Origin of the sequence: Alcanivorax xiamenensis, assembly GCF_009846745.1 — a bacterium.
In the GTDB taxonomy this organism is placed as follows: Bacteria; Pseudomonadota; Gammaproteobacteria; order Pseudomonadales; family Alcanivoracaceae; genus Alloalcanivorax; species Alloalcanivorax xiamenensis.
Genome location: NZ_AQPF01000010.1, coordinates 82,835 through 106,247, shown reverse-complemented (window position 1 = coordinate 106,247; position 23,413 = coordinate 82,835). Strand labels below are relative to the sequence as shown.

Below are 23,413 nucleotides of genomic sequence, written 5' to 3'. Positions count from 1 at the left end.
GCTTGCCAGCAAGCTTCCCACAGCGGCTTTGCAGCCCTCTCTGTGGGAAGCTGCCTTACGGCGATGGTTCCGGTTGCCCTACCCCTTCCCTTCCAGATTCGCCCGCAGCACGGTGAGCGCCGCCATGTTGACGATGCGCCGTACCGTGGCGCTGGACGTCAGAATTGTCACCGGCGCGTTGACGCCGAGCAGAAACGGGCCCACCGCCACATTGCTGCCGGCGGCGGTTTTCAGCAGATTGTAAGCAATGTTGCCGGAATCACCGTTGGGACAGACCAGCAGATTGGCCGATCCTTTCAGAGTGGAATCCGGCAGGATGCCCTGCCGAATCGATTCCTCCAACGCGGCGTCGCCATGCATTTCCCCATCCACTTCCAACTCCGGTGCCGCCTCGCGAATCAATGCCAGCGCCTGGCGCATCTTCTCACTGGCGGCGCACCGCTCGGACCCGAAGTTGGAGCGCGACAACAACGCCGCTTTCGGTTCCAGATTCAGGCGCCGCATTTCCTCGGCGGCGGCCACCGTGAACTCGGCAATCTGTTCGGCGGAGGGGTCTTCATTGACGTGGGTGTCCACCACCGCCACGGTACGCTCCGGCAATAACAGCACATTCATCGCCGCGTAAGTACGGGCGTTTTCCTTGCGGCCGATAACCTGATCAACAAAGCGCAAGTGCTCGGCGAACCGGCCCACGGTACCGCACACCATGCCATCGGCCTCGCCCAGGTGAACCATCATGGCGCCGATCAGCGTCATGCGGCGGCGCATCTCGGTACGGGCGACTTCCTTGGTGACCCCCTGGCGGCAGAGTTTTTCCCAATACTCATTCCAGTAGCGGTGGAAGCGTTCGTCCTGCTCCGGATTGGTGACTTCCACATCCTCGCCAAGACGCAGACGCAGACCATAGCGCTCGATGCGCATGGCGAGCACTTCCGGGCGGCCCACCAGCACCGGGAACGCCAACCCTTCATCCACCACCACCTGCACCGCGCGCAGCACCCGTTCTTCCTCACCTTCGGTGAATACGATGCGGGCCTTGCCGCCGTCGCGCACCAGCGCTTTGGTGGCGGAGAACAACGGCTTCATGAAGGCGCCGGAGTGGTAGACGAAGCGCTCCAGCTGTTCGGCGTAGGCGTTCAGATCGGCGATCGGCCGGGTAGCGACGCCGTCGGCCATGGCCGCTTTCGCCACCGCCGGTGCGATGCGCACGATCAGGCGCGGATCGAACGGTTTCGGAATCAGGTATTCCGGACCGAAACTGATGTCATAGGTGCCGTAGGCGGCGGCCACTACCTCGTTCTGTTCTTCCTGGGCGAGACCGGCGATGGCGTACACCGCCGCCTTTTCCATTTCCCGGGTGATGGTGGTAGCGCCGGCGTCCAGCGCGCCGCGAAAAATATAGGGGAAACAGAGAACGTTATTGACCTGGTTCGGGTAATCGGAACGGCCGGTGGCCATGACCAGATCGTCGCGTACCGCCTTGGCGTCTTCCGGCAGGATCTCCGGGCTCGGGTTGGCCAACGCCAGGATCAGCGGGCGTGCCGCCATGCGCTGTACCATGTCCGGCTTCAGCACACCGCCGGCGGACAGACCGAGGAACACGTCGGCGCCGTCGATCACTTCGCCCAGGGTGCGGGCGTCGGTGGGCTGCGCGTAGCGGGCCTTGTCCGGGTCCATCAGCACTTCGCGCCCCTGATACACCACGCCTTCGATATCAGTGACCCAGATATTTTCCTGCGGCAGACCCAGGTCCACCATCAGATCCAGGCATGCCAGTGCCGCGGCGCCGGCGCCGGAAGTGACCACCTTGACCTGATCGATGGGCTTGCCCACCACTTTGAGACCGTTAATGAACGCGGCGCTGACGGTAATGGCGGTACCGTGCTGGTCATCGTGGAATACCGGGATGCTCATGCGCTCACGCAGCTTGCGCTCGACGATGAAGCATTCCGGCGCCTTGATGTCTTCCAGGTTGATGCCACCGAAAGTGGGCTCCAGAGCGGCGATGATCTCCACCAGTTTGTCCGGATCGCTTTCGTTGATCTCGATATCGAATACATCCAGACCGGCGAACTTCTTGAACAGGACCGCCTTGCCTTCCATCACCGGCTTGGACGCCAGGGCGCCAATGTTGCCCAGCCCCAGCACGGCGCTGCCGTTACTGATCACCCCCACCAGATTGCCGCGCCCGGTGTACCGGAACACGTTGTTGGCATCGTCGACGATCTCTTCGCAAGCGGCGGCCACGCCGGGCGAATAAGCCAGCGCCAGATCACTCTGGTTGGTCAGCGGTTTGGTGGCGACGACGGCGGTTTTGCCGGGAACGGGGAATTCATGGTAATCGAGTGCAGCACGACGGCTGTCGGTGGCCAAGGTCAGGTCTCCTTATTGGCTTTTCCTGGAAGATTGAGCGAACCAGTGTACTGCTCCCCACCGGTATCACACTAGCGAGTAAAGCCTCTGGAACCCACCGAACTGTTACATTTCGCCAACTGTTACAATTCGGTTTGGTCAATCCCTTCCCAGGTTACCGCGTCAGGAGGACACCCAATTTTCCAGGGCCAGATCCGGAACCCGCCGGAACTCACGGAGATTATTGGTCACCAGGGTCACTCCCAAAGCGAGCGCCTGAGCCGCGATGAGCATATCCAGACTGCCTATTGGCGTGCCTCGCGCCTCCAGGCGCCCACGCACCTGGCCATAGAACTCAATCGCGTCTTCGCCAAAGGGCATCACTTCAAGGGGAGCGAGGAATTTGCCAAGCGCCTGTTGATTGCGCTTCGAACCACTCTTAGCCACCCCGAATGCCAATTCCGCGGCGGTAATACTGGACACACCAACGTTACCCGCGCGCAGTGACTCAAAGTGGCGAAAGACCTTCTCGGGCCGCCGATTGATGATGTAAATACAGATATTGGTGTCCAGCAAATAGCGCAGCCCTTCCATTGGCCTTACTCCATTGACTCTCGATCCTGTGCCGCCGGTTGCTCCCGTTCCATCTGGAAATCCGCGTCAAACTCCTCGAGAGCCTCGCGCATGATGTCCCAAGGGCGTTCCACCGGCAGCAATAACACACCATTACCAAAACGCCGGGCGATCACTTCCGTCCCTTCGAAGCGCAGGTCCTTGGGCAGCCGCACCGCCTGACTGCGGCCGGACATGAAGATTTTAGCGAACTGGGTCATGACAAACCCTCCGAAGAACCCTGATACATACCGTCGATATATATCACCTGGGACACGGCGTCAAGACCGTCACTATCCACTATCGCCCACCGGCGCCGCCCAGACGCTGTCCGCTGGCCCCTGCCTCACCCGTCGGGCGGTGCGTTTCGCCGCCAGCATCAACAGTACCGCCACGATCAGCGCCGTCCCTTCCACCGCCAGTGTCGCCGGGGAGAGATGCAGCCAGGGCGGCAGGGACGGCAGTAGCAGCACCAGCAACCCGGTCAGCGGAATCGCCAGGGTGGCGAGCGCCGAGAACCACAACAGTTCCACCACCGCGCGCGCGGCGCCGCGCCAGAAGGCCCAGGCCACACAGCCCAGGAACACGATGTAATAGGCGCCGAGGTACCAGGCCGTGGTGGCCCCCGTTCCCGCGCTCACCCATTTTCCCGTCACCATGGCGGCGGAGACCCCCGCCACACAGCCCCAGCAGACGCCGACGGTGGCCGCCGCCATCAGTTCGGTGGTGCGGCGCTGGGATACCGGTGCCTCGTTGCGGCGTTGCTTGCGGCGCCGCGTCTCCACCCATAGCAAATTGCCGGTATAGAACAGAAAGGCCCCACCCAGCCCCATCAGCACATAGACCCAGCGCATCAACGAGCCGCCGAAGTTACCGAAGTGCAAACTGAAGAAGGTGGTGATGATATCCACCCAGGGATCCTCATGCCCGGGCATGTAATCGGTGTCGGTGATCTCGCCGGTGTAGGGATTCATGACGACGAATCCCCGGTCCGCGCCGCGCACCATGTGCGCCGGATTTTCACCGGCGATACGTACCGAGGCCCGCGGCCCGAGCACGTCGGAGTACATCATTTCCCGGGGTTCGAAGTCAGGGTCATAATCCCGCACCGTGGCCAACAGTGTTTCCGGTGCCACCAGATTATCCACCTCCCGGGGAACACCATCCCCGGAGGGAGCTGGCCGCGAAAACAGCGGCCGATCACCATACGCCACCTTGCCCAGGCCGTCGTAAATCTGGTCATGAAAGGCGAACACGATGACCGTCAGCCCGATGATCAGATGGAACGGCAGGCTGGTGATGCCCACCACGTTATGCGCATCAAGCCAGAACCGTTTGCGGTTCTTGCCCGGCCGCAGGGCGAAGAAATCCTTGATCAGGGTGGGCAGCAACACGATCACGCCGGACACCAGGGCCAAGACATAGAGCACGCAGACCACGCCCATGACATAAACGCCGAAGTAGTGGTGTCCCTGTCCGGGAATGCCGCCAGTCTGGTGCAGCAAATCAATCAGCTCGGCCATGGCCGACGGCTGATAGGACTCCGTGCGCAGAGTGCCGTTGTCGTCCAGCGAGGCCCGCCCGGTGACGCCGGGAAGATGCCGCCCGCCCTGTTGCTGCCAGGTCAGTGGCACGGGGGCATTCTCGCTTTGCCGCACATGCAACGTGAAACCCCGTGCCGCGTCCGGATCGGTTCGCAACACCGCGCCAATCAGCTCCGGCCAACGTTGCGGGCCAGCCCATTGCCATTCACCCTGCTCCGCCATGGGCGGCGATGCCCAGCGATCCAGTTGCTCCTTGAACATGGTCAAGGCGCCGGCGTAAAAGCCGATGAACAGCATCATGCCGGCGATCAGTCCGGTCCAGGTGTGCAGCGTCTTGTAGGTCCGTATCACATCGCTACGCATATCAACCGCCTTCCAGGATCAAACGCGCCACCAGCAACGCGGAAAAGGCCGCCACATTGGCGGCGCCCAGCCACAGCCACGCACGCAAGCCGGTGCGAAACAGATAGACGAAGGCAAACACCGCCATCCAGATCACCGGCACCAGCCACATATTGAATTGCACTTTGTTGGGCGCCTCGATGCCGCCCGGCCCGAGCCAGGCGAACAGCCCCATCAGCGCCAGCGCCAGGCTGAACCCCAGCACACAACCGGCCAGGGTCTTGCTCCACCAGTGTGGTTGAATCGGCGGTCGTTTCGGCTTGGCCATCAGGCACGCCCCTCCTTGAGCAGTGACAACAACGGCAGAGTGCCGAGCAGCAGCATCAACAGAGTCAAGGCGGCGAAGAAGCCCGCCTTGGCGTCCAGCACCATCATCCAGGCGGGCCAGGACAGCAGCAACAGCGCCCAGGACAACACCCGCCACACAACGCCGGTCAACGGCCGGGCCAGCCAACGCTGATTCGGCGAGCGCAGATACAACAAGGCCACCGCGAGCAGACTCAACACCATGCAACCGAACACTCCCATTTCCCTGACTCCCCGATCTCTTCGACTTACCAGCGGTATTTGACGCTGGCGGTGATGTTACGGGCGGAACCGTAGGAGCAGCCGAAGGAATTACAATAAGAGAGGAATTCCTCGTCCTTGAGATTGCGCCCGATCAGGGCCAGCTCCACGCCACGCCAGCCGATGGCACCCATGTCATAACGAATAGAAGCGTCGTACAAGGTATAACTGTCCACACTGTAGAGGTTTTCCGCATCGCCGTAGACCCGGTCCATATAACGGGCGCCAACGCCAATACCAAGACCAGCCAGTAGCCCCTGCCGCCATTTGTAGTCGACCCAGAGGCTGGCCATGTTATGTGGGGTATAGGTCTTCTCGTTACCGTCGACGTCGGCGTCGGAATCATCCACCTCGGTATCCAGCAACGTATAGCTGGCGGTCACACTGGCGCCTTGCCGTTGCCACATTTTCGCTTCCAGCTCGACCCCACGGGTACGGGTTTCGCCGGTCTGGCGCTGACAACCACTGATGTCCGGATTGGCCGGATCAGTATTATCAATACAGCTGGCGCCATCCGGCGGATTCAAATCGCCCGCGGTCAGATTGGTCTGACGCAGGTCAAAGGCGGACAACGTGACCAGGCTGTTGCTGCGTGGCGGTTGATACTTCACACCGATTTCATATTGCTTCCCTTCCGACGGATCAAATGCTTTGTCGTTGGAAGCGACGCCGGCCATCGGCTCGAAAGAGGTGGCGTAACTGGCGTAAGGCGCCAGCCCATTCTCGAATTCATACACACCGCCGATCCGCCAGGTCAGGGCGTGATCGTCCGTATCATCGCTGTTGTCATTGTTCGCCGACGCTTTGTCATAGGTGGTGTTATCGTAAAAGTCCTGACGCAGACCGGCCGTGAAGTGCCAGTTACCGATGGAGATCAGGTCCTGGAGATACAGGCCGGTTTGGCGTTCACTGACGTCATAATCACTTTGCGTTCTCATGTTGTCGCCAAAGCCAGCGGCACCGCCGTACACCGGATCGAATACATTGATGTCGGAAATAGTGGCGGTCACACCGTAGCGGGCATGGGTCCAATCAGTATGCAAATAATCGACCCCGAAGATCAGGTTGTGACGGGCGGCGCCACTGTCGAAATCGGCGATGAATTGGTTATCGACGGCATAGCTGTCCAGGTCCCCCACGCCTTTGACCCCGCGCCGGGCGATGTTGCCATCGTCGTCCTTCCACCCTCCGTTGGTAAAAGTCGCGGACACCACTGTCTTGAACAGACTTTCCACATGGTTGTACTTGGCATTCTGGCGGAACGCCCAGACCTCATTGAAACGGTGGTTGAAATCGTAACCCACCGCCCACTGCTCCCTGTCATAGACGTTCCAATCCGGCTCACCGAGGAAAGTATCGCGATCGATATAGCCTCTGTCGGTACGGTATTTTAGCCCTCTCAACGGCAGAAACTGGTAGGTGGACCCGCCGTCATCCTTTTGATAGTAGCTGAGGAAAGTGATGTCGGTGTTATCGGAAATAAACCAGGTTGCGCTCGGGGCGATATAGGTCCGGCTCAGTTCGGTTTCATCCACCTGTGAATCGCCATCGTTGTAGGAACCAACAATACGCCCCAGCCAACGGCCGTCCTTATCCAACGTCGCCCCCAGATCGAAAGTGCCCTCGGTCTGATTGAAACTGCCGCGGGAGACGGTCACTTCGTTCTGGTGATCAAAAGAGGGCCGCTTCGCCACCATGTTGACCAGACCACCAGGGGCCACCTGACCGTAAAGCACCGCTGCGGGCCCTTTCAGAATCTCCACCCTTTCCAGGCCGTAAGCATCAACTTGTGGCGTGGTCCACTGCCCGCCCTTGGGCATTCGCAGGCCGTCCAAGTACATGTTGCTGGACCAACTGCTGGCATCGAAGCCGCGAATGGTGATGTCGTCCACCCGGCTGTCGATACCCTGCAGCTCGGTGCTGACGCCGGCGGTATAACGCACCGCGTCCATCACACTATCGGCGCCACGGTCTTCCATTTCCTGGCGGGTCACCACGGAAATGGATTGAGGCACTTCCAGCACCGCCGCATCGGTCTTGGTACCGGACGCCGAATGGGTAGCGATGTACCCCATGCTTGCCGCTCCCCAGGCGTACTCCTCCATTGGCGTGTCCGCGGTGACCTCCACCGCCTCGATCCGGTGGGGTTCGCCCTGGCGTCCTACTTCCACACCGCTTTCAGTGAAGGTGTAGGTGAGATCGGACCCGGAAAGCAGTGTGCGCAACACCTGGTCAAACGACATGGTGCCATTGACGGCATTGCCGACCTCGCTCTCGACGCCGGCGGTATAGTGGATCTGGATGCCGGTCTGGCGGGACAGCGCGGCCAGGGAGGGACCCAGCTTTTGCGCCGGCAGCGCGATCCGCACCCGCTGGTGCTGATGATGGTAGGAAGATTCAGAGGTTTGCGCCGATACGGCGCTGGCAACCAGGCCGAGACAGCCGGCAAAAGACAACATGACGGCGCCGCGAGTGGCCGCCGTGGAACGCCAGATACGCATTGGTGTGTCCTGAGATCAATCTGGAAGAATTATTAACGGTTGATAATAATTCTCAATTGTATAGATAGTATTGATTCTCATCAACAACAAAGGCGATACAGGGCGATATGAAAGGACATGCGGCATCGCGGCTGACGAGCCGCGATGCGCGCTTTCGATCAGCCCTGACGCATGCGCAGAGTCACCAGGACGGTTTCCAGTCGCGGTACTGGAACGTTCAGGCGATGGGCAATCGCCACGACGTTACCCAGAATAGCGTCCAACTCGATCGGACGATCATTGAGATAATCCAGCGCCATGCTGTTTTTATAGGCCGGCATTTTTCGGGTGCCGGCGATATTGCTGTCAGGCAGATGCGGCGGCAACGGGTGGCCGTCGGCTTCCGCCACCGCCATCACTTCCGCCATCAGATCGCGGATCAGTTGTTCCCCGCCCGGGGTGTCCAGGATAGTGTAGGTGTCGGCCCCGTTGGCCAGCACCGACAGCGGGTTGAAGGGCGTGTTCCAGACGCACTTGAGCCAGCGTTCTCCCACTACCTGTTCGGTGAGTTTGATGTCAATGCCGCCTTCCACGAACAGATCCCGCAGCCGCGAACAGTGTTCGTCGATACCTTCCGGGAAACGTCCCATGACCAGGCGGCCGTAGGCGTTGTGTTTGATCTGGCCCGGCGCCACCCGGCTGACCGCGATAAATGCCAGACAGCTGATGATCGGGTTGTTGGGGAAGGCTTCCGCCAATTCCCGCTCGATATCCAGGCCGTTCTGGATCAGCACGATACCAGTGCCCTCCCCCAGCCATGGGCGGATCAGCGCGGCGCGGTCCGAGTTCGGCAGCACCTTGGTGGCGAGAATCACATAGTCCGGCTTGCTGTCGGCCTGGTCGCCGTCCCGATACAGATGATCCGGCCGCCAGGAAATATCACCCAGCGGACTCTCGAACTGAAAACCACCGTCGCGGATAGCCTCGTACTCGGAACGCACCACGGCGCTTACCGTACAGCCAGCGCGCTTGAGAATGGCGCCGTAGAAGCTGCCAATGGCGCCAGCACCGATGATCAGAACATGGGGTTGTTGACTCATTATGAGGTCTCCGTGCGTTTAAGGCGCTGTCCACGCGACATTCGCGCGAGCGGCCACAGCGCCAGAATGAACAGCGACGCCGTAATCAAAAAAGCGTCGTCAAAACCGACCTCGAAAGCGTGGGGATGGCCCGCTTCCGGGTGAGCATGCCAGTGACGGTCACTGAAAAATTGTACGCAGATGGCACTCAGGTTCACGCCCAGAGCGCCACCAATCTGGCGGGCGAAGTTCACCACCCCGGATCCCTGCGGGATCATTTCCGGCGGCAGCAATGCCAGCGATCCGGTATTCACCGGCGGCATCATCAATCCCAGCGCCACTCGTCCCAGGGCGACCCAGAGCATCAGCCAGACCATGCCGGTGCCGATATCCGCCGCCCGCAAACACAACAGACTCAGCGGCATCAACAGCAGCCCGCCGCCAATCATCACCGCGCCTGGCAGGCGGTCGGAAAGATGGCCGGACACAGGGAAGATAACCGCCATGGCGATGCCGGCGGGGATCAATATAAAGCCCGCGTCCGTGGCCGTCATGCCCTGTACCTGCTGAAAGTACAACGGCATTAAATAGGTGGAGCCGAATACACCCGCTCCCATCACCATGGCAACAAAAAAACCACCGGCGAAACCGGGATAACGAAACACCCTCGGATCGAACAACGGATAAGGGTGGCGAAACTGCCAGGCGGCGAATGCCCCCATGAGCAGCGGACCACCGAACAAGGCGGTAAGCAATAGCGGATCATCCAGGCCACGCCGGGCCAATCCCGCCAATGCCCACAACAACGCGGTCAAGCCGCCGCCGAGCAGGATCATGCCCAACCAGTCCAGGCGGTGGTTACGAGCGTGAGCGGTGCCGGGCAAAAAACGCGATGCCATGAATAGCGCCAGCAGACAGCTGGGCAGCACGGCGAAGAACACCGCCCGCCAAGACAACGTGTCCACCAGGATACCGCCAAGCGCCGGCGCCACCGCCGGTCCCAGGACCACGCCCATGCCATAGATACCCATGGCCTGCCCGCGCTTGTTCCAGGGAAATACCTGGAAGATGGTGACCAGGGCATGAGGTTGAATCAGGCCGGCCATGACGCCCTGCACCGCCCGAACCGCCACCAGGACCTCGAAGTTCTGACTGAACCCACCCATCACCGACGCCACGATAAAGATCGTCATGGCACACAGGAAGGTACGGCGAGAACCGAAACGCGCCAGGCACCAGGCGTTCACCAACATACCGACGGTCATGGCGGCCAGAAACCCGGTGGACAACCAGTGCACCTGATCCTGGCCGAGATGAAATTCACCCATGATCGCCGGCACCGCCACATTGATGATGGTGGAGGTCAACACCATGGACAAGGTGCCCAGCATCACGGTGGCAGTGGCCAGCCAGCGATAGCGGGGACCATGACGTTCGAAAAGCTGTTCTATCGTGGGCATAAATCCGCTTGCACGCTTACACATCGATTCGCTGGCAAGCCAGCTTCCCACAGCTGCTCCGTAGCCGCCTCCGTGGGAAGCGAGCCGGGCGTCGCTCCGCTTGCTCGCGAATACAGCCTGACGTGTTTGCGTGGCAGCAACTCCGCTATCAGCGGGTCGGGTCTTCTCCCACCTGAATCAGCAACTTGCCACGGTTCTTGCCCTGCAGCAGGCCCTGGAACGCGGATACCGTGTTTTCCAGGCCCTCAACCACATCCTCCTGGTACTTCACTTTGCCTTCGCGGATCCAGGCGCTCATGTCGCGCTGGAAGTCAGCCGCGCGGTGGATGTAATCGAACTGAATGAAGCCTTTGAGCAGCAGCCGCTTGACCAGAATCTTGCCCATGAACGCGGGTAGGCGATCCGGCCCCGGCGGCAGGCCGGTGTCGTTGTAGTGGGCGATCCGACCACAGACCGGGATCCGGGCGAAATCATTGACCAGTCCCATTACCGCGTCGAACACCTTGCCACCTACGTTTTCAAAATAAACGTCGATGCCATTGGGGCAGGCTTCGGCCAGCTGTTTCTCGAAGTCATCGTCCTTGTAGTTGACGCAGGCATCGAAGCCGTAGGCCTCCACCACCTGGCGGCACTTGTCCTCGGCGCCGGCCACGCCGACCACGCGACATCCTTTCATTTTGGCGATCTGACCAACCACCTGTCCCACCGCGCCGGCGGCGGCGGACACCACCACGGTCTCGCCTTTTTGCGGCTTGCCAATCTCTTCCAGGCCGGCGTAAGCGGTAAACCCGGGCATGCCGAGCACACCCACGGCGGTGCTGATGGGGGCCTGCGCCGGATCCAGCTTGCGCAGCGCCTTGCCCTGCTCCAGGGAATACTCCTGCCAGCCGCCACGGCCGAGCACATAATCCCCCGGTTTGAAATCCGGGTGGCGGGATTCCACCACCTGCCCCACGGTGCCGCCTTCCATCACCGCGCCTTCCTCGACGCTGGCGGCATAGGATTTAGCCGCGCTCATCCGGCCTCGCATGTACGGGTCCAGGGACAGATAGATAGTACGTACCAGCACCTGGCCATCACCGCATTCCGGCACGGTGCCTTCCTGCAGGACCAGGTTGGATTCGTCCGGCATGCCTTCCGGACGCTTGGCGAGAATGATCTGGCGATTCACGGTCATACAAACTCTCCCGAATTTTATTATTTAATCAATTGATAGTGGATAGGTAACGGCCTGTCTTTTTTCTTTCTCTGTTAACTGTTCACTATTAACTATTAACCGAAAAAAGGCGGCCTTGCGGCCGCCCTTTTTGTTACTCCACCTCCAGCAGGCTTTCCAGCCGGCCGAAGTGGTATTCGCTGTCACCCAGGTGATGATCGATCATCACGATGCGCTTGGCGTAGTGGGAGATGGGAGTTTCTTCCATCATGCCCATGCCGCCGAACAGCTGGATCGCTTCTTCCGCCACGCGACGGCCGGATTTGCCGACCTGCGCCTTGGCCGCGGCCAAACGCTTGTCACGCAGCTCACGGGACTCGTTCAGGCTGCAGGCGGCGAGCATGGTGATGGAACGCACTTTTTCCAGTTCCATGCGCATTTCCACCATACGGTGTTGCAACGCCTGGAATTTACCGATCGGCACACCGAACTGTTGGCGTTCCTTGATGTATTCCAGAGTCTGGTCACAAGCCACTTCCATGGCCCCGGACGCTTCCGCGCACAGAGCCACCAGGCCCAGCGCCAGGGAGTCTTCCAAGGCGTCAATGGCCTGGCCTTCCGCGCCCAGCAAGGCGTCGGCGCCGACCTTCACATCCTTGAGAACAACTTCGGCGGCACGCAGGCCGTCGATGGTCGGGTAACCGCGACGGCTGACGCCAGCAGCGTTGCCATCCACCAGGAAGGCGCTGAGGCCGTCACGATCATCCTCGGCACCGGAGGTGCGGGCGATGACCACCAACTGGTCGGCGCTGTCACCGTTGATCACCACCGCTTTCTCGCCGTTCAGCACATAGCCTTCACCGTCTTTCTTGGCGCTGGTGGCAACGCGGTTGTGCTCGTAGCGGCCCTGCGGCTCGTACAAGGCCAGGGACAGGCGGGTTTCACCACCGATGATCGCCGGCACCAGTGCTTCTTTCTGCTGGTCGCTGCCGAGCTTGTCCACCAGAGTGCCGCACAGCACCACGGTGGCCAGGTACGGTTCCACCACCAGACCACGGCCGAAACCTTCCGCCACCACCATCAGTTCCGCGCCGCCGCCGTTGAAGCCGCCGGCTTCCTCGGAGAACGGCACGCCCAGCAGGCCCAGTTCGGCGAACTGTTGCCATACGTCGGCGCTGAAGCCCTGCTCGGACTCGAGGATTTTGTTGCGGGTCTCGAAGGTGTAGGTATCACGTACCAGGCGACCGACGGTCTCTTCGAGCATGCGCTGCTCGTCGCTGAGTTTGAAATCCATGATCGCCTCCTTACAGACCGAGAATCATCTTGGAGATGATGTTCTTCTGAATTTCGTTGGAGCCCCCGAAAATCGAGAGCTTACGGAAGTTGAAGTAACGGGCGGATACCGAAGCGGCAAACTCCGGGCCGACATAATTGCCGTCGAAATCATCGTGCAGTGCTTCATTGAGGAACGGCAGCGCATACGGACCGGCGGCGGCGCGGAACAGATGGGTAATTTCCTGACGCAGCTCGGTGCCCATGATTTTCAGGAAGGAACTTTCCGCGCCCGGTACCCCACCGGCTTCGGCGGCGGCCACGGTACGCAGGTTGGTCATTTCCAGGGACATCAGTTCCATTTCCACATCGGCCAGACGGCGGCGGAAATGCGGGTCCTCGATCAGCGGACGGCCGTTGCTGATCTGCTGGGCGGCCACTTGCTTGAGGTGCGCCAGGGCAGCCTTGGACTGGCCGACGCCAGCGATACCGGTCCGTTCGAAGGTCAGCAGGTACTTGGCGCAGGTCCAGCCCTTGTTCTCTTCGCCGACCAGGTTTTCCACCGGCACTTTCACGTCGTCGAAGAACACTTCGTTCACTTCGTGCTCACCGTCCAGGGTGATCAGCGGGCGCACGGTGATGCCGGGGGTGTTCATGTCGATCAGCAGGAAGGAGATCCCTTCCTGTTTCTTCGCATCCGGGTCGGTGCGCACCAGACAGAAGATCATGTCGGCATGCTGGCCCAGGGTGGTCCAGGTTTTCTGGCCGTTGACCACATAGTGATCACCCTCGCGCACGGCGCGGGTTTTCAGGCTGGCCAGGTCAGAGCCGGCGCCCGGCTCTGAATACCCCTGACACCACCAATCCTCGCTTTTGAGAATGCGCGGCAGGTAGTAGTCCTTCTGCTCCTGGGTACCGAACTTGATGATGACCGGAGCCACCATGTTGACACCGAACGGCAGTACCGTGGGGGCGCCGGCCTCGGCACATTCTTCCTCGAAGATGTGCTTCTGGATCGGGCTCCAGCCGGTACCGCCATACTCTTTCGGCCAGTGCAGAGCCAGCCAGCCCTGTTCGTTGAGAATCTTCTGCCAGCGGACCGTGTCTTCCTTGCCAAGGCGCTTGTGTTCCTTGACCTTGCGGGAAATATCCTCTGGCAACTTGTCTTTCAGGAAGGCGCGGACCTCGTCGCGGAAAGCGGCTTCCTCAGCGGTAAAGTTAATATCCATAACGTCCTCTCGTTGTTCTCGCAACGACTCTGGCATCGCGGCCCCGCCATCCACGGGCCGCGATCTTCAGTGTCTGCTTCAGCTGTAGAAGCCCTTGCCTTCTTTGGCCAGTTTTTCCAGCAGCGGCGCGGGTTTCCAAACGTCATCGCCGGTTTCCTGGTGGAACTGGCTGACTTTGTCGTGGATCGTCTTCAGGCCCACCTGATCCGCCCAGAACAGCACGCCGCCACGGTAAACCGGGAAGCCGTAGCCGTAGATCCAGATCACATCCACGTCCAACGGACGGGCGGCGATGCCTTCTTCCAGGATTTTGGCGCCTTCGTTGACCATCACGTACATGCAGCGCTCGAGGATTTCCTGATCCGTCACCTCACGGGTGGCGATGCCATTGTCCTCACGGAACTTGGCGATGATCTTGTCCACCTCGGCGGACGGCACGGGGGTGCGGTCGCCTTCTTTATAATCGAAAACCCCGGCCTGGGTTTTCTGCCCCATGCGGCCGTTTTCCACCAGCTCATCGGTCCAGTTACGCGCCGGCGCGTTTTCCGGGTTTTCCTTACGCAGCTCTTCGCGAATGCGGTAGCCCACATCCATGCCGGCCAGGTCGGACATGGCGAACGGTCCCATTGGGAAACCCAGGTCGAACAGCACCTTGTCCACTTGCGCGGGATTAGCGCCTTCGTTGACCAGTTGCACCGCTTCCGCCTGACGCTTGTGCAGCATGCGGTTGCCGACGAAGCCGTGACAGACGCCAACCAGAACACCGACCTTGCCGATGCGGCGGCTCAGGTCCATCACGGTGGCGATGACGTCGTCAGCGGTTTTCTCGCCGCGCACGTTCTCCAGCAGCTTCATCACGTTGGCCGGGCTGAAGAAGTGCATGCCGATCACGTCCTGTGGACGTTTGGTGAAGCTGGCGATGCGGTTGACGTCCAGGGTGGAGGTGTTGGTGGCGAGGATGGCACCGGGTTTGCAGACCCGATCCAATTCCTTGAACACCGCCTCCTTCACGTCCATGTTCTCGAACACGGCTTCGATCACCACGTCCACGTCGCTGAGATCATCGTAGCTCAGGGTCGGCTGAATCAGCGCCATGCGCTGTTCCACCTGCTCCTGGGTCAGACGGCCTTTCTTGGCGGTGTTTTCGTAGTTCTTGCGAATGATCGCGATGCCCTTTTCCAGGGCTTCTTCCTTCACTTCCAGAATCTTCACCGGGATACCAGCATTGGCGAAGTTCATGGCGATGCCGCCACCCATGGTGCCAGCACCGATCACGGCGGCGAGGTTGACGTCACGCTTGGGGGTGTCCTTGGGCAGGCCAGGCACCTTGGCCACTTCGCGCTCGGCGAAGAAGACATGGCGCTGTGCCGCGGATTCGGAGCTCACCAGCAGTTCGCCGAACAGCTCGCGCTCACGCTTCATGCCCTCTTCGAACGGCAGTTCCACCGCCGCCTGTACCGCCTTGATGCAGTGGAACGGGGCCTTGAAGCCACGTTGTTTGCGGGCGATGGATTTCTCGTAGTTGGCGAACAGATCCGCTTCCTCGGTCTGCACGTCCAGGTCACGAATACGACGCAGCGGCGCGTTGTCGGCAACCAGCTTGCGGGCGTAGGTCAGAGCGCCTTCCAGCAGATCGCCGCTGACCACATCGTCGACAATACCCATTTGCAAGGCGTTCTTGGCTTTTACCGGGTTGCCGCCGACGATCATGTCGAGAGCGGCCTTGGCGCCCACCAGACGGGGCAGACGCTGGGTACCACCGGCACCGGGCAGCAGGCCCAGTTTCACTTCCGGCAGACCCACCTTGGCGGAATCCAGAGCGACGCGATAGTCACAGCCCAGAGCCACTTCCAGACCACCACCCAGGGCGGTGCCGTGGATGGCCGCGATCACCAGCTTTTCGCTGCTTTCGTATTCGTTGATCACGTCGGGCAGCGCCGGACCAGCCGGCGGCTTGCCGAATTCACGGATGTCGGCGCCGGCGGGAAAGGTACGGCCTTCACCAATCACCACCAGGGCTTTGGCCTGATCATCCGCCAGCCCTTCCCGCAGACAGCTCCGCAGGCCCTCGCGCACCCCTTGTCCCAGGGCGTTCACCGGGGGGTAATTCACACTGATAACGCCGATTTCGCCTTCACGGCGGTAGCTGACAACCTCGCTCATGGTTCCTCCTTACCTAAAGGTCGGCCTCCGTGCTGAACGACGAGCGTCACGGAAACCATGGGAATACGGGCGCGGGATAGATCCCGGGGGGCTCCCAGTATAAGAAAACCCGGCCCATTATCAATTATTTCGGAATATCATTTCATTTATCGGAGCAAGGCTTGAAAGCGGATGACTCCGAGTCGCCGGGCCCCGGCGCAATACCATTCCGTTTGAGTACCATACCCCCAACCCATGCCATGGCACAGAGCCAACCACGCCATGGGCATGGGGCGGAAACGACAAGGGCACCCGCCGGGTGCCCTTGAATATGTGGTCAAGGATAGACGCGCTAGGAAGAACTACTGACCCAGCACATCAGACAGGCGACGCAGCACCACTTTGCCATCGACCACCTGGGCCAATTGCACGTCGGTCTCCAGAGCGCCGTTTTCGGAAATGCCGTGCACATCGTAGGGGTTGTACTCGGCCGGAATCTTTTCCAGAGCGGCCGGCATGGCGGCACGGATCTTGGCCGGGTCATCCACGGAACCCGCTTCCTGCATGGCCTGCGCCAGCATATGCATGGCGAAGTAGTTGTAAGCGGTTTCGGAGGTGGCTACGTTTTTGTGGTTCTTCTGGTATTTTTCGACGAACTTGCGCGCGCCTTCGATTTCGGAGCTGCCCAGCGGCGTCACCCCCACGGAACCTTCCAGTGCCTGCAAACCGCCAGCCACTTTCGCCACTTCATCGATCTTGGCCTGGTCCATCAGGATGAAGCTGCCCTTGAAGCCCAGCTCACGAGCCTGGCGCACCACCAGACCGGTGGGTTCGGAGGCCCCACCAATGAACAGCACTTCCGGGTTGGCCGCCAGCACCTTGCTCACGCCAGTGTAGAAGTCCGCGGATTTGTTGTAGTCCATCGGGTTGTCGGCGACCACTTCACCGCCCATGGCTTCCCATTTCGGCACGAACGCCTTGGTCCAGTACTTGGCATAGTCGTGGGTAGCGTTGGCCACCGCTACTTTCTTGCCCGACGTTTCCATCGCCATTTTGGAGAACGGCTCGATGTAGTCGGTGAAGGACGGCGGAATCTTCACGGTCAGCTTGTTGCCCTTCTCGGTCACGGACGGGATCGAGGTGTAGGACATGACGATGAAGCCATCACGCTGATTGAAGGCCTGCAGCGCGAAGGTACCGCCGGAATGCGGAGTGAATACCGCCGGCGTCTTGTACTGCTGCACCAGGCGTTTGCCATTCACCGCCGCCTGGCTCGGGGAATACTTGTCGTCCAGGGAAACGATGTTGACTTCGTAGCTTTCTCCGCCGACTTTCACACCACCAGCGGCGTTGATTTCCTCGGCCGCCATGCGCAGGCCTTCCAGCGTATTCTCACCATACAGCGCCGCGCCGCCGCTGAGCGGACCGGTAAAGCCGATGTTGACTTCGGCGGCGTTGGCGGCCCCCATACCCATAACCAAAGCACTGGCGGTGGCCAGGCGAACAAACGTTTTCTTCAGTTTCATTACTTCACTCCCATTTATTGTAGGGATCAGTTATAGACGTAGCACATTACGCTAACGCACGTTAACGATCATAAAGCACCGAGCAGAGGCCGCCAGAGGCCGCTAATCGGATTGTGATCAGGCGCCGATATAGGCTTTGCGCACCGCCTCGTTACCGAGCATGGTGTCGCGGTCCCCTTCCATCACCAGGCGACCGTTTTCGATCACATAGGCGCGAGTGGCAATTTTCAACGCGGCAAAGGCATTCTGCTCCGCCAACAACACCGTGGTGCCTTCACGATTGATGGTCTGAATGGTCTCGAACATCTGCTTGACCACCAACGGCGCCAGCCCCAGGGACGGTTCGTCCAGCATCAACAGCTTCGGGCGCCCCATCAGAGCGCGGCCGATCGCCACCATCTGCTGCTGACCGCCACTGAGTGATCCCGCCGCCTGGTTTTTCTTCTCTTCCAGGATCGGGAACATCTCCAGCACGTGGTCCAGGGTTTTCTTGATGCCTGCCTTGTCACGGCGATGCACGTAGGCACCCAGCACCAGGTTCTTCATCACCGACATTTCCGGGAACAGCTTACGGCCTTCCGGGCACTGCACCACACCAGCCTGCACCAGAGCGGAGGGCCGCCGTCCGGTCACGTCCTCGCCATTGAGGGTGACGCTGCCCGCGGAAGGCTTCAGCAGACCACTGATGGTATTGAACAAGGTGGTCTTGCCGGCACCGTTGGCCCCCAGCAGCACCACCAGCTCCCCCTGCCCCACGGTCATGGACACGTTATCCAGGGCTTTGAAGCTATCGTACTTGGCATCGACGTTTTCAAGCTTCAACATCTTGTTCACTCCCCAGGTAAGCCTCGATGACCACCGGATCATTCTTGATCTGCTCCGGGGTTCCCTCGGCGATCTTCTCGCCGTGATCCAGCACCATGATCTTGTCCGCGAGGCTCATGATCATGTCCATCTTGTGCTCGATCAGACAGACGGTGATGCCGTGCTTGACCATCTTGCGAATCAGGTCCGCCAGGTTCTCGGTTTCCTCGGGGTTGATACCGCCGGCCGGTTCGTCCAGCAACACCAGTTCCGGGTCGGTGGCCATGGCCAGGGCAAAAGCCACCCGTTTGCGCTCTTCCTGACTGATGTCGGCGATGTAGCGGTGGCCGATATGGGACAGCCCGACGAAGTCCAGCACCTCGGCGGCGCGGGAACGGCACTTCTTCTCCTCGTCACGCAGGCGCTTGGAGTTGATGATCACATCCCACAGGCGCGACTGGGTACGCAGCCGGTGACCGACGATCAGGTTGTCCAGCACGGTGGACTGATCGAACAGCATGGTGGTCTGGAACGTCCGGGCCACGCCGAGACGGGCAATCCGGTCCGGCGCCATGCCAGTAATGTCCATGCCTTGGTATTCGATCCGGCCTTCGCTGGGCGGCATCGCTCCGGCGACCAGATTGAAAAAAGTACTTTTACCAGCGCCGTTGGGGCCGATGATGGCGTTCACCTGATTGGCGGGAAATTCCACGCTGACGTTATTGACCGCCGCCAGGCCGCCGAAACGCTTGGTCAGATTGCTGATCTTAAGCATTGTTGCCGGCCTCCTGTTTGTCCGCGCCGGGCGTGCCGGAAGTCTGGGTCGAGGCTTGGGATTCCCCGCCCTGGTCCTGTTGAGACGCTTTATTGGCCAGGCGACGTCCGCGCCAGGTCAGGAAACCGCCGACGATACCGCGCGGGAAGAAGATCACCAGGATCACCAGCATCGGGCCGAAGATGATCATGCGGTACTCTTCCAGGGACTGCAGCATCTGCGTCAGCCAGGTGATCGCCAGGGTACCGAGCAGCGGCCCCATCAAGGTGCCGATGCCACCCACCAGCAGATAGGTGATCATGTCGAAGGTATGCACCACGTCCGCTTCCGCCGGGCCGATGAAACGCACCACCCCAGCGTACAAGGCGCCAGCCGAGGCGGCGTAAACGGTGGACAGCACGAACGCCAGAACCTTGTTGCGCATCAGGTTGATGCCCAGCGATTGCGCCAGGTCGTCACTGATGCGGATGGCCAGGAAAGTCCGGCCCAACAGAGAACGGGAAAGGCGACTTACCAGCCACACCGACAACACCAGGAACGCCAGCACCAGGTAATAGAACGGCACGGTCTCGGTGAAATCGACAAAGCCGAACCCTTCCGGCGGGGCAATATTGATGATGCCCAGGGAGCCGTGCGTCAGTGCCTCCCACTTTTCCAGCAGCAGGTAAATGATGAAGCCCACGCACAAGGTGAAGATGGCGAAGTAGTGTTCCTTCAGGCGCAGCGACACCACGCCGACCAGGAAACCGAAGATGGCACCGGCCAGACCGGCGGCAATGAACGCCGGCCAGAACGCCCACCCGTGATCCACGGTGAGGATAGCCACCACGTAGGCGCCGATGGCGAAGAAACCGCCATGGGCCAGATTCAGCTGGCCGCAATAGCCAGTGATGATGTTCATACCGTAGACGGCGATGGCCCAGATAAAGGCGGTGGCCATCACGTAGATGTGGTACTCGTTATCGGAGATCAGCGGAAACACCACCGCCAACACCAGCAAGGCCCATTTCAGTACCGGGCTGACAAAGAAATTCATCAGGCGATCCATTAGCGCACCCCCTTGGTGAACAGCCCGGTGGGTTTCACCGACAAAATCACCACCAGCAAGGCAAAGGCGATGACGTCCTTGTACTCGTTGGAGATATAGAAACCGCCCAGAGCTTCGGCGAAACCGATGATCAGACCGCCGACGATAGCGCCGGGAATGCTACCCATACCGCCGAGAATAATGATCACGAACGCTTTCATGATCAGCAGGTGGCCCATGGCCGGGTAGACCAGGTTGATCGGGGCGAACAAGGTCGCGCCCACCGCCGCCAGCACACCGGCGATGGCGAACGTCATCATCGCCACGCGGTTGGCATCGATACCCACCAGGAAGGCACCTTCCCGGTTTTGTGCCATGGCGATGATGGTGGCACCGGTCATGGTCTTTTTCAGATACAGGTGCAACGCGCCCATCAGGCCGAAGGCACCGGCGATGATCAACAGACGCTGGGCCGGAATGGTGAGACCGCCGAAATGCAGGATCTCGGTATAGGGCGTGGGCATGCGGCGGAAATCCGCACCCCAATACATCTGCACCACCGCTTCCAGGAACAACAAGATGCCAATGGCGGCGATCTTGTCGTGAATGGGCGGCGCATTGCGCAGCGGGTGAAAAACGAGACGCTCACAGAGAACGGAAAGGAAGGCGACTACCGCGCCAGCGGCGATCATCGCCAGCCAGTAGTTCAGCCCCAGGTCCACCATGGTGAAGTAAGCCACATAGGCTCCCACCATATACAGCGCACCGTGGGCGAAATTGGGAACATGGAGAATGCCATAGACCAGGGTCAGGCCCAGGGCAACCAGGCCGTAAATGCTTCCCAGGGTCAGGCCATTGAGCACTTGCTGCAGAAACAAGTCCAAAACTGCGACTCCTTATAATAATAATGAAACGCGCTTTGTGTCGTTATCAGTGACGCTCCACCGCCACTCTCCACTGCTGATTCGCACGCTTCACTTTCTGGGTTGTTATGGTACGGACGCTCTCGCCGGCACACTTTCATGCACGATGGTGCATGAAAGGCAAGACGCTAACAGCACCTCACCGAAGCGTCAATATTCGGAACAGTATTTCGCATGGTGAAAATAGCAACAGCAATCCCGAGGCGGGAATTGCTGTTGCTCAAAAGGTCAGGATGCGTTTTCTTCTTTCGCCCATTCCTGCTCTTGCAGCGCCCGCCACATCACCTTGCCGGTGGGAGAACGGGGCAACTCGTCGCGGAATTCAACGATCCGCGGCACCTTGTAAGCGGCCATCTCGTTCTTGCACCAGGTAATGATATCGTCCTCGCTGACGTTATCTTTATCCTTGGCGTTTAAAACCACACAGGCTTTCACGGTCTCGCCACGACGCTCGTGCGGCGCGGAGATGATGCAGCATTCCTGGATGGCGGGGTGCCGGTACATCAGACTTTCCACTTCAGCGGGCCAGACCTTGAAGCCGGACGCGTTGATCATGCGCTTCACCCGGTCAACGATGAAGAAATAGCCCTCTTCGTCGTAGTAGCCCATGTCACCGGTACGGAAGAACCGCTTGCCGTCCAGTTCGATAAAGGCCTTCTCGGTTTCTTCCGGACGGTTCCAGTACCCCTGGAAGATCTGTGGACCGTGGGAAATGATTTCTCCCACTTCCCCAACCCCCAGCTCCTTGCCGGTGTCCTGATCGATGACGCGGGAATCCACGTCGAAGACCGGAATGCCCAGGCACTGCTTCTTGGGCTTCTCGGCGGGGTTGATGTGAGTGGCGGCGATGGTCTCGGAGAGGCCATACCCTTCGATGTAGCGCAGGCCGGTGAGCTTGAACAACTTGTCGGAGACCGCTTCCGGCATGGCCGCGCCACCGCCACCAATATTCTGCAGGCTGGACAGATCGAAGGATTCCACCTCCGGATCGGACAGCAGATCGATGGCCATGGTGACGATGTTGGTCCAACTGGTGACCTGGTAACGCTGAATCAGGGTGGCCGCGGTGCGGCGATCCCAGCGGGTCATCAACACGATACAGGCGCCGGTGTAGATGGGCCCGTTCATGGCGCCCTGCATGCCGGTGACATGGAAGTACGGGAGAGTGGAGAGAATGATGCCCTCACTGCCGCCGCCGGAGCGCCAGGCCACGCCGTGCACGCAGGTGGCCATCACCGACCGGTGGGTATGCATGCAGCCTTTGGGGGCACCGGTGGTCCCGGAACTGTAGGGGAACACCGCCAGATCGTCCGGTCCCACCAGCAGCTCGCCGGGTGTCTTGCCAGCCTCGATGGCGTCGCGCCAGGCGATCGCGCCTTCGGTTTGCAGGGGCTGCGCCGGAGCCCGCACTTCCGCGGGAAGGTCCAGATCGGTTTGCGGATCAATGTAGTCGCTGTAGGACGCCACGATGACGTGACGCAGCTCCCGGGTACCGATCAGAGGCGCGATATTGGCGAACACTTCCTGCGCCGCCAGCGTCACCGTGGCCTGGGTGTCTTCCAGGTAGTGTTCCAGTTCCGCCGTGCGGTTCATCGGGTTGATCGGCACGACGATGGCGTTGGCGCGCAGAATGGCGTAGTAACCGATAATGAATTGAGGAGCGTTCTGCATGTACAGCAGCACGCGGTCACCTTTGTCCACGCCCAGCGATTGCAGGTAGCCGGCCAGAGCGTCCACCTGGCGCTTCAGTTCCCGGTAGGTGATGGTATGGTCGTAATAAATGATGGCCGGTTTTTCCGGATAGCGCAGCGCGGAGACATCAAGGTTGGTGCAGAGGCTGGTTTCCGGAATGGTCAGGTGATGCGGCAGGTTTTCAGGCCAAACGGCAAAATGCCGATCAAACATGCTAACTCTCCCTACGATTCGACTGTGGCGACATAGGCCACTTTTTTCTTGGGGCCCGCGTCTTGGAGGCTGGTACCCGCTTGTTGTTGCTGCGTACGCAACAGGTGATACGACGAAACCGCCACTCCCGCCGGGAGCGGAAATGCTTCGGAATACGT

19 protein-coding genes are annotated in these 23,413 nt (G+C 60.3%); all 19 read right to left on the bottom strand.

Going from position 1 to position 23,413, the window contains the following annotated elements; genetic code table 11:
• Positions 1 to 78: 78 nt before the first annotated feature.
• Complete coding sequence (locus A6D6_RS09120; protein ID WP_133492622.1) at positions 79 to 2,373, bottom strand: NADP-dependent malic enzyme; 2,295 nt, start codon at positions 2,371 to 2,373, stop codon at positions 79 to 81.
• 162 nt (positions 2,374 to 2,535) lie between these two features.
• Positions 2,536 to 2,946: a type II toxin-antitoxin system tRNA(fMet)-specific endonuclease VapC gene (gene vapC, locus A6D6_RS09115; RefSeq protein WP_236564050.1), complete on the bottom strand. Its 411-nt coding sequence runs from the start codon at positions 2,944 to 2,946 to the stop codon at positions 2,536 to 2,538.
• Positions 2,947 to 2,951: 5 nt separating this feature from the next.
• Positions 2,952 to 3,185 (bottom strand): AbrB/MazE/SpoVT family DNA-binding domain-containing protein, encoded by a 234-nt coding sequence (locus A6D6_RS09110; RefSeq protein WP_063142050.1) that lies wholly within the window; start codon positions 3,183 to 3,185, stop codon positions 2,952 to 2,954.
• A gap of 72 nt (positions 3,186 to 3,257) precedes the next feature.
• Complete coding sequence (locus A6D6_RS09105) at positions 3,258 to 4,871, bottom strand: PepSY-associated TM helix domain-containing protein (RefSeq protein ID WP_159660533.1); 1,614 nt, start codon at positions 4,869 to 4,871, stop codon at positions 3,258 to 3,260.
• Between the two features lies 1 nt (position 4,872).
• Positions 4,873 to 5,178, bottom strand: a complete 306-nt coding sequence (locus tag A6D6_RS09100) for an MFS transporter (protein WP_133492624.1) — start codon at positions 5,176 to 5,178, stop codon at positions 4,873 to 4,875.
• On the bottom strand, positions 5,178 to 5,438 hold the full coding sequence (locus A6D6_RS09095; protein ID WP_133492625.1) for a hypothetical protein: 261 nt from the start codon (positions 5,436 to 5,438) through the stop codon (positions 5,178 to 5,180). The genes A6D6_RS09100 and A6D6_RS09095 overlap by 1 nt, the downstream gene beginning before the upstream one ends.
• Before the next feature lie 26 nt (positions 5,439 to 5,464).
• Entirely contained in the window at positions 5,465 to 7,978 is a 2,514-nt protein-coding gene (locus tag A6D6_RS09090; protein ID WP_159660532.1) for a TonB-dependent siderophore receptor, read from the bottom strand.
• Between the two features lie 158 nt (positions 7,979 to 8,136).
• On the bottom strand, positions 8,137 to 9,057 hold the full coding sequence (locus A6D6_RS09085; RefSeq protein ID WP_133492627.1) for a ketopantoate reductase family protein: 921 nt from the start codon (positions 9,055 to 9,057) through the stop codon (positions 8,137 to 8,139).
• On the bottom strand, positions 9,057 to 10,496 hold the full coding sequence (locus A6D6_RS09080; protein WP_133492628.1) for a DHA2 family efflux MFS transporter permease subunit: 1,440 nt from the start codon (positions 10,494 to 10,496) through the stop codon (positions 9,057 to 9,059). The genes A6D6_RS09085 and A6D6_RS09080 overlap by 1 nt, the downstream gene beginning before the upstream one ends.
• Positions 10,497 to 10,644: 148 nt before the next feature.
• On the bottom strand, positions 10,645 to 11,673 hold the full coding sequence (gene curA, locus A6D6_RS09075) for an NADPH-dependent curcumin/dihydrocurcumin reductase (protein ID WP_133492629.1): 1,029 nt from the start codon (positions 11,671 to 11,673) through the stop codon (positions 10,645 to 10,647).
• A gap of 133 nt (positions 11,674 to 11,806) precedes the next feature.
• A complete protein-coding gene (locus A6D6_RS09070; protein ID WP_159660531.1) occupies positions 11,807 to 12,946 on the bottom strand; it encodes an acyl-CoA dehydrogenase family protein in 1,140 nt (379 codons plus the stop codon).
• A gap of 10 nt (positions 12,947 to 12,956) precedes the next feature.
• Positions 12,957 to 14,153 (bottom strand): acyl-CoA dehydrogenase family protein, encoded by a 1,197-nt coding sequence (locus A6D6_RS09065; protein WP_133492631.1) that lies wholly within the window; start codon positions 14,151 to 14,153, stop codon positions 12,957 to 12,959.
• A 78-nt stretch (positions 14,154 to 14,231) separates the two neighbouring features.
• Positions 14,232 to 16,316, bottom strand: a complete 2,085-nt coding sequence (locus A6D6_RS09060) for a 3-hydroxyacyl-CoA dehydrogenase NAD-binding domain-containing protein (protein ID WP_159660530.1) — start codon at positions 16,314 to 16,316, stop codon at positions 14,232 to 14,234.
• Between the two features lie 341 nt (positions 16,317 to 16,657).
• Positions 16,658 to 17,821: an ABC transporter substrate-binding protein gene (locus A6D6_RS09055; RefSeq protein WP_133492633.1), complete on the bottom strand. Its 1,164-nt coding sequence runs from the start codon at positions 17,819 to 17,821 to the stop codon at positions 16,658 to 16,660.
• A 117-nt stretch (positions 17,822 to 17,938) separates the two neighbouring features.
• On the bottom strand, positions 17,939 to 18,646 hold the full coding sequence (locus A6D6_RS09050; RefSeq protein ID WP_133492634.1) for an ABC transporter ATP-binding protein: 708 nt from the start codon (positions 18,644 to 18,646) through the stop codon (positions 17,939 to 17,941).
• Positions 18,633 to 19,400 (bottom strand): ABC transporter ATP-binding protein, encoded by a 768-nt coding sequence (locus A6D6_RS09045; RefSeq protein WP_133492635.1) that lies wholly within the window; start codon positions 19,398 to 19,400, stop codon positions 18,633 to 18,635. The genes A6D6_RS09050 and A6D6_RS09045 overlap by 14 nt, the downstream gene beginning before the upstream one ends.
• Positions 19,393 to 20,448, bottom strand: coding sequence for a branched-chain amino acid ABC transporter permease (locus tag A6D6_RS09040; protein WP_133492636.1), 1,056 nt, complete (start codon positions 20,446 to 20,448; stop codon positions 19,393 to 19,395). The genes A6D6_RS09045 and A6D6_RS09040 overlap by 8 nt, the downstream gene beginning before the upstream one ends.
• Positions 20,448 to 21,311: a branched-chain amino acid ABC transporter permease gene (locus tag A6D6_RS09035; RefSeq protein WP_133492637.1), complete on the bottom strand. Its 864-nt coding sequence runs from the start codon at positions 21,309 to 21,311 to the stop codon at positions 20,448 to 20,450. Before A6D6_RS09035 ends, A6D6_RS09040 begins: the two co-directional genes overlap by 1 nt.
• 267 nt (positions 21,312 to 21,578) lie before the next feature.
• Positions 21,579 to 23,255 carry a long-chain fatty acid--CoA ligase gene (locus A6D6_RS09030; RefSeq protein WP_133492638.1) on the bottom strand — a complete coding sequence of 559 codons (1,677 nt, stop codon included), beginning with the start codon at positions 23,253 to 23,255 and terminating at the stop codon, positions 21,579 to 21,581.
• Positions 23,256 to 23,413 lie beyond the last annotated feature (158 nt).

What these genes read in the sequence shown, in the direction of transcription:
- A6D6_RS09080 (WP_133492628.1), bottom strand. Translation starts at nt 10,496, where the DNA reads ATGCCCACGATAGAACAGCTTTTCGAACGTCATGGTCCCCGCTATCGC.
- A6D6_RS09040 (WP_133492636.1), bottom strand. Translation starts at nt 20,448, where the DNA reads ATGGATCGCCTGATGAATTTCTTTGTCAGCCCGGTACTGAAATGGGCC.
- A6D6_RS09030 (WP_133492638.1), bottom strand. Translation starts at nt 23,255, where the DNA reads ATGTTTGATCGGCATTTTGCCGTTTGGCCTGAAAACCTGCCGCATCAC.
- A6D6_RS09060 (WP_159660530.1), bottom strand. Translation starts at nt 16,316, where the DNA reads ATGAGCGAGGTTGTCAGCTACCGCCGTGAAGGCGAAATCGGCGTTATC.
- A6D6_RS09045 (WP_133492635.1), bottom strand. Translation starts at nt 19,400, where the DNA reads ATGCTTAAGATCAGCAATCTGACCAAGCGTTTCGGCGGCCTGGCGGCG.
- A6D6_RS09085 (WP_133492627.1), bottom strand. Translation starts at nt 9,057, where the DNA reads ATGAGTCAACAACCCCATGTTCTGATCATCGGTGCTGGCGCCATTGGC.
- A6D6_RS09065 (WP_133492631.1), bottom strand. Translation starts at nt 14,153, where the DNA reads ATGGATATTAACTTTACCGCTGAGGAAGCCGCTTTCCGCGACGAGGTC.
- A6D6_RS09105 (WP_159660533.1), bottom strand. Translation starts at nt 4,871, where the DNA reads ATGCGTAGCGATGTGATACGGACCTACAAGACGCTGCACACCTGGACC.
- A6D6_RS09055 (WP_133492633.1), bottom strand. Translation starts at nt 17,821, where the DNA reads ATGAAACTGAAGAAAACGTTTGTTCGCCTGGCCACCGCCAGTGCTTTG.
- A6D6_RS09100 (WP_133492624.1), bottom strand. Translation starts at nt 5,178, where the DNA reads ATGGCCAAGCCGAAACGACCGCCGATTCAACCACACTGGTGGAGCAAG.
- A6D6_RS09070 (WP_159660531.1), bottom strand. Translation starts at nt 12,946, where the DNA reads ATGGATTTCAAACTCAGCGACGAGCAGCGCATGCTCGAAGAGACCGTC.
- curA (WP_133492629.1), bottom strand. Translation starts at nt 11,673, where the DNA reads ATGACCGTGAATCGCCAGATCATTCTCGCCAAGCGTCCGGAAGGCATG.
- A6D6_RS09095 (WP_133492625.1), bottom strand. Translation starts at nt 5,438, where the DNA reads ATGGGAGTGTTCGGTTGCATGGTGTTGAGTCTGCTCGCGGTGGCCTTG.
- vapC (WP_236564050.1), bottom strand. Translation starts at nt 2,946, where the DNA reads ATGGAAGGGCTGCGCTATTTGCTGGACACCAATATCTGTATTTACATC.
- A6D6_RS09110 (WP_063142050.1), bottom strand. Translation starts at nt 3,185, where the DNA reads ATGACCCAGTTCGCTAAAATCTTCATGTCCGGCCGCAGTCAGGCGGTG.
- A6D6_RS09050 (WP_133492634.1), bottom strand. Translation starts at nt 18,646, where the DNA reads ATGTTGAAGCTTGAAAACGTCGATGCCAAGTACGATAGCTTCAAAGCC.
- A6D6_RS09090 (WP_159660532.1), bottom strand. Translation starts at nt 7,978, where the DNA reads ATGCGTATCTGGCGTTCCACGGCGGCCACTCGCGGCGCCGTCATGTTG.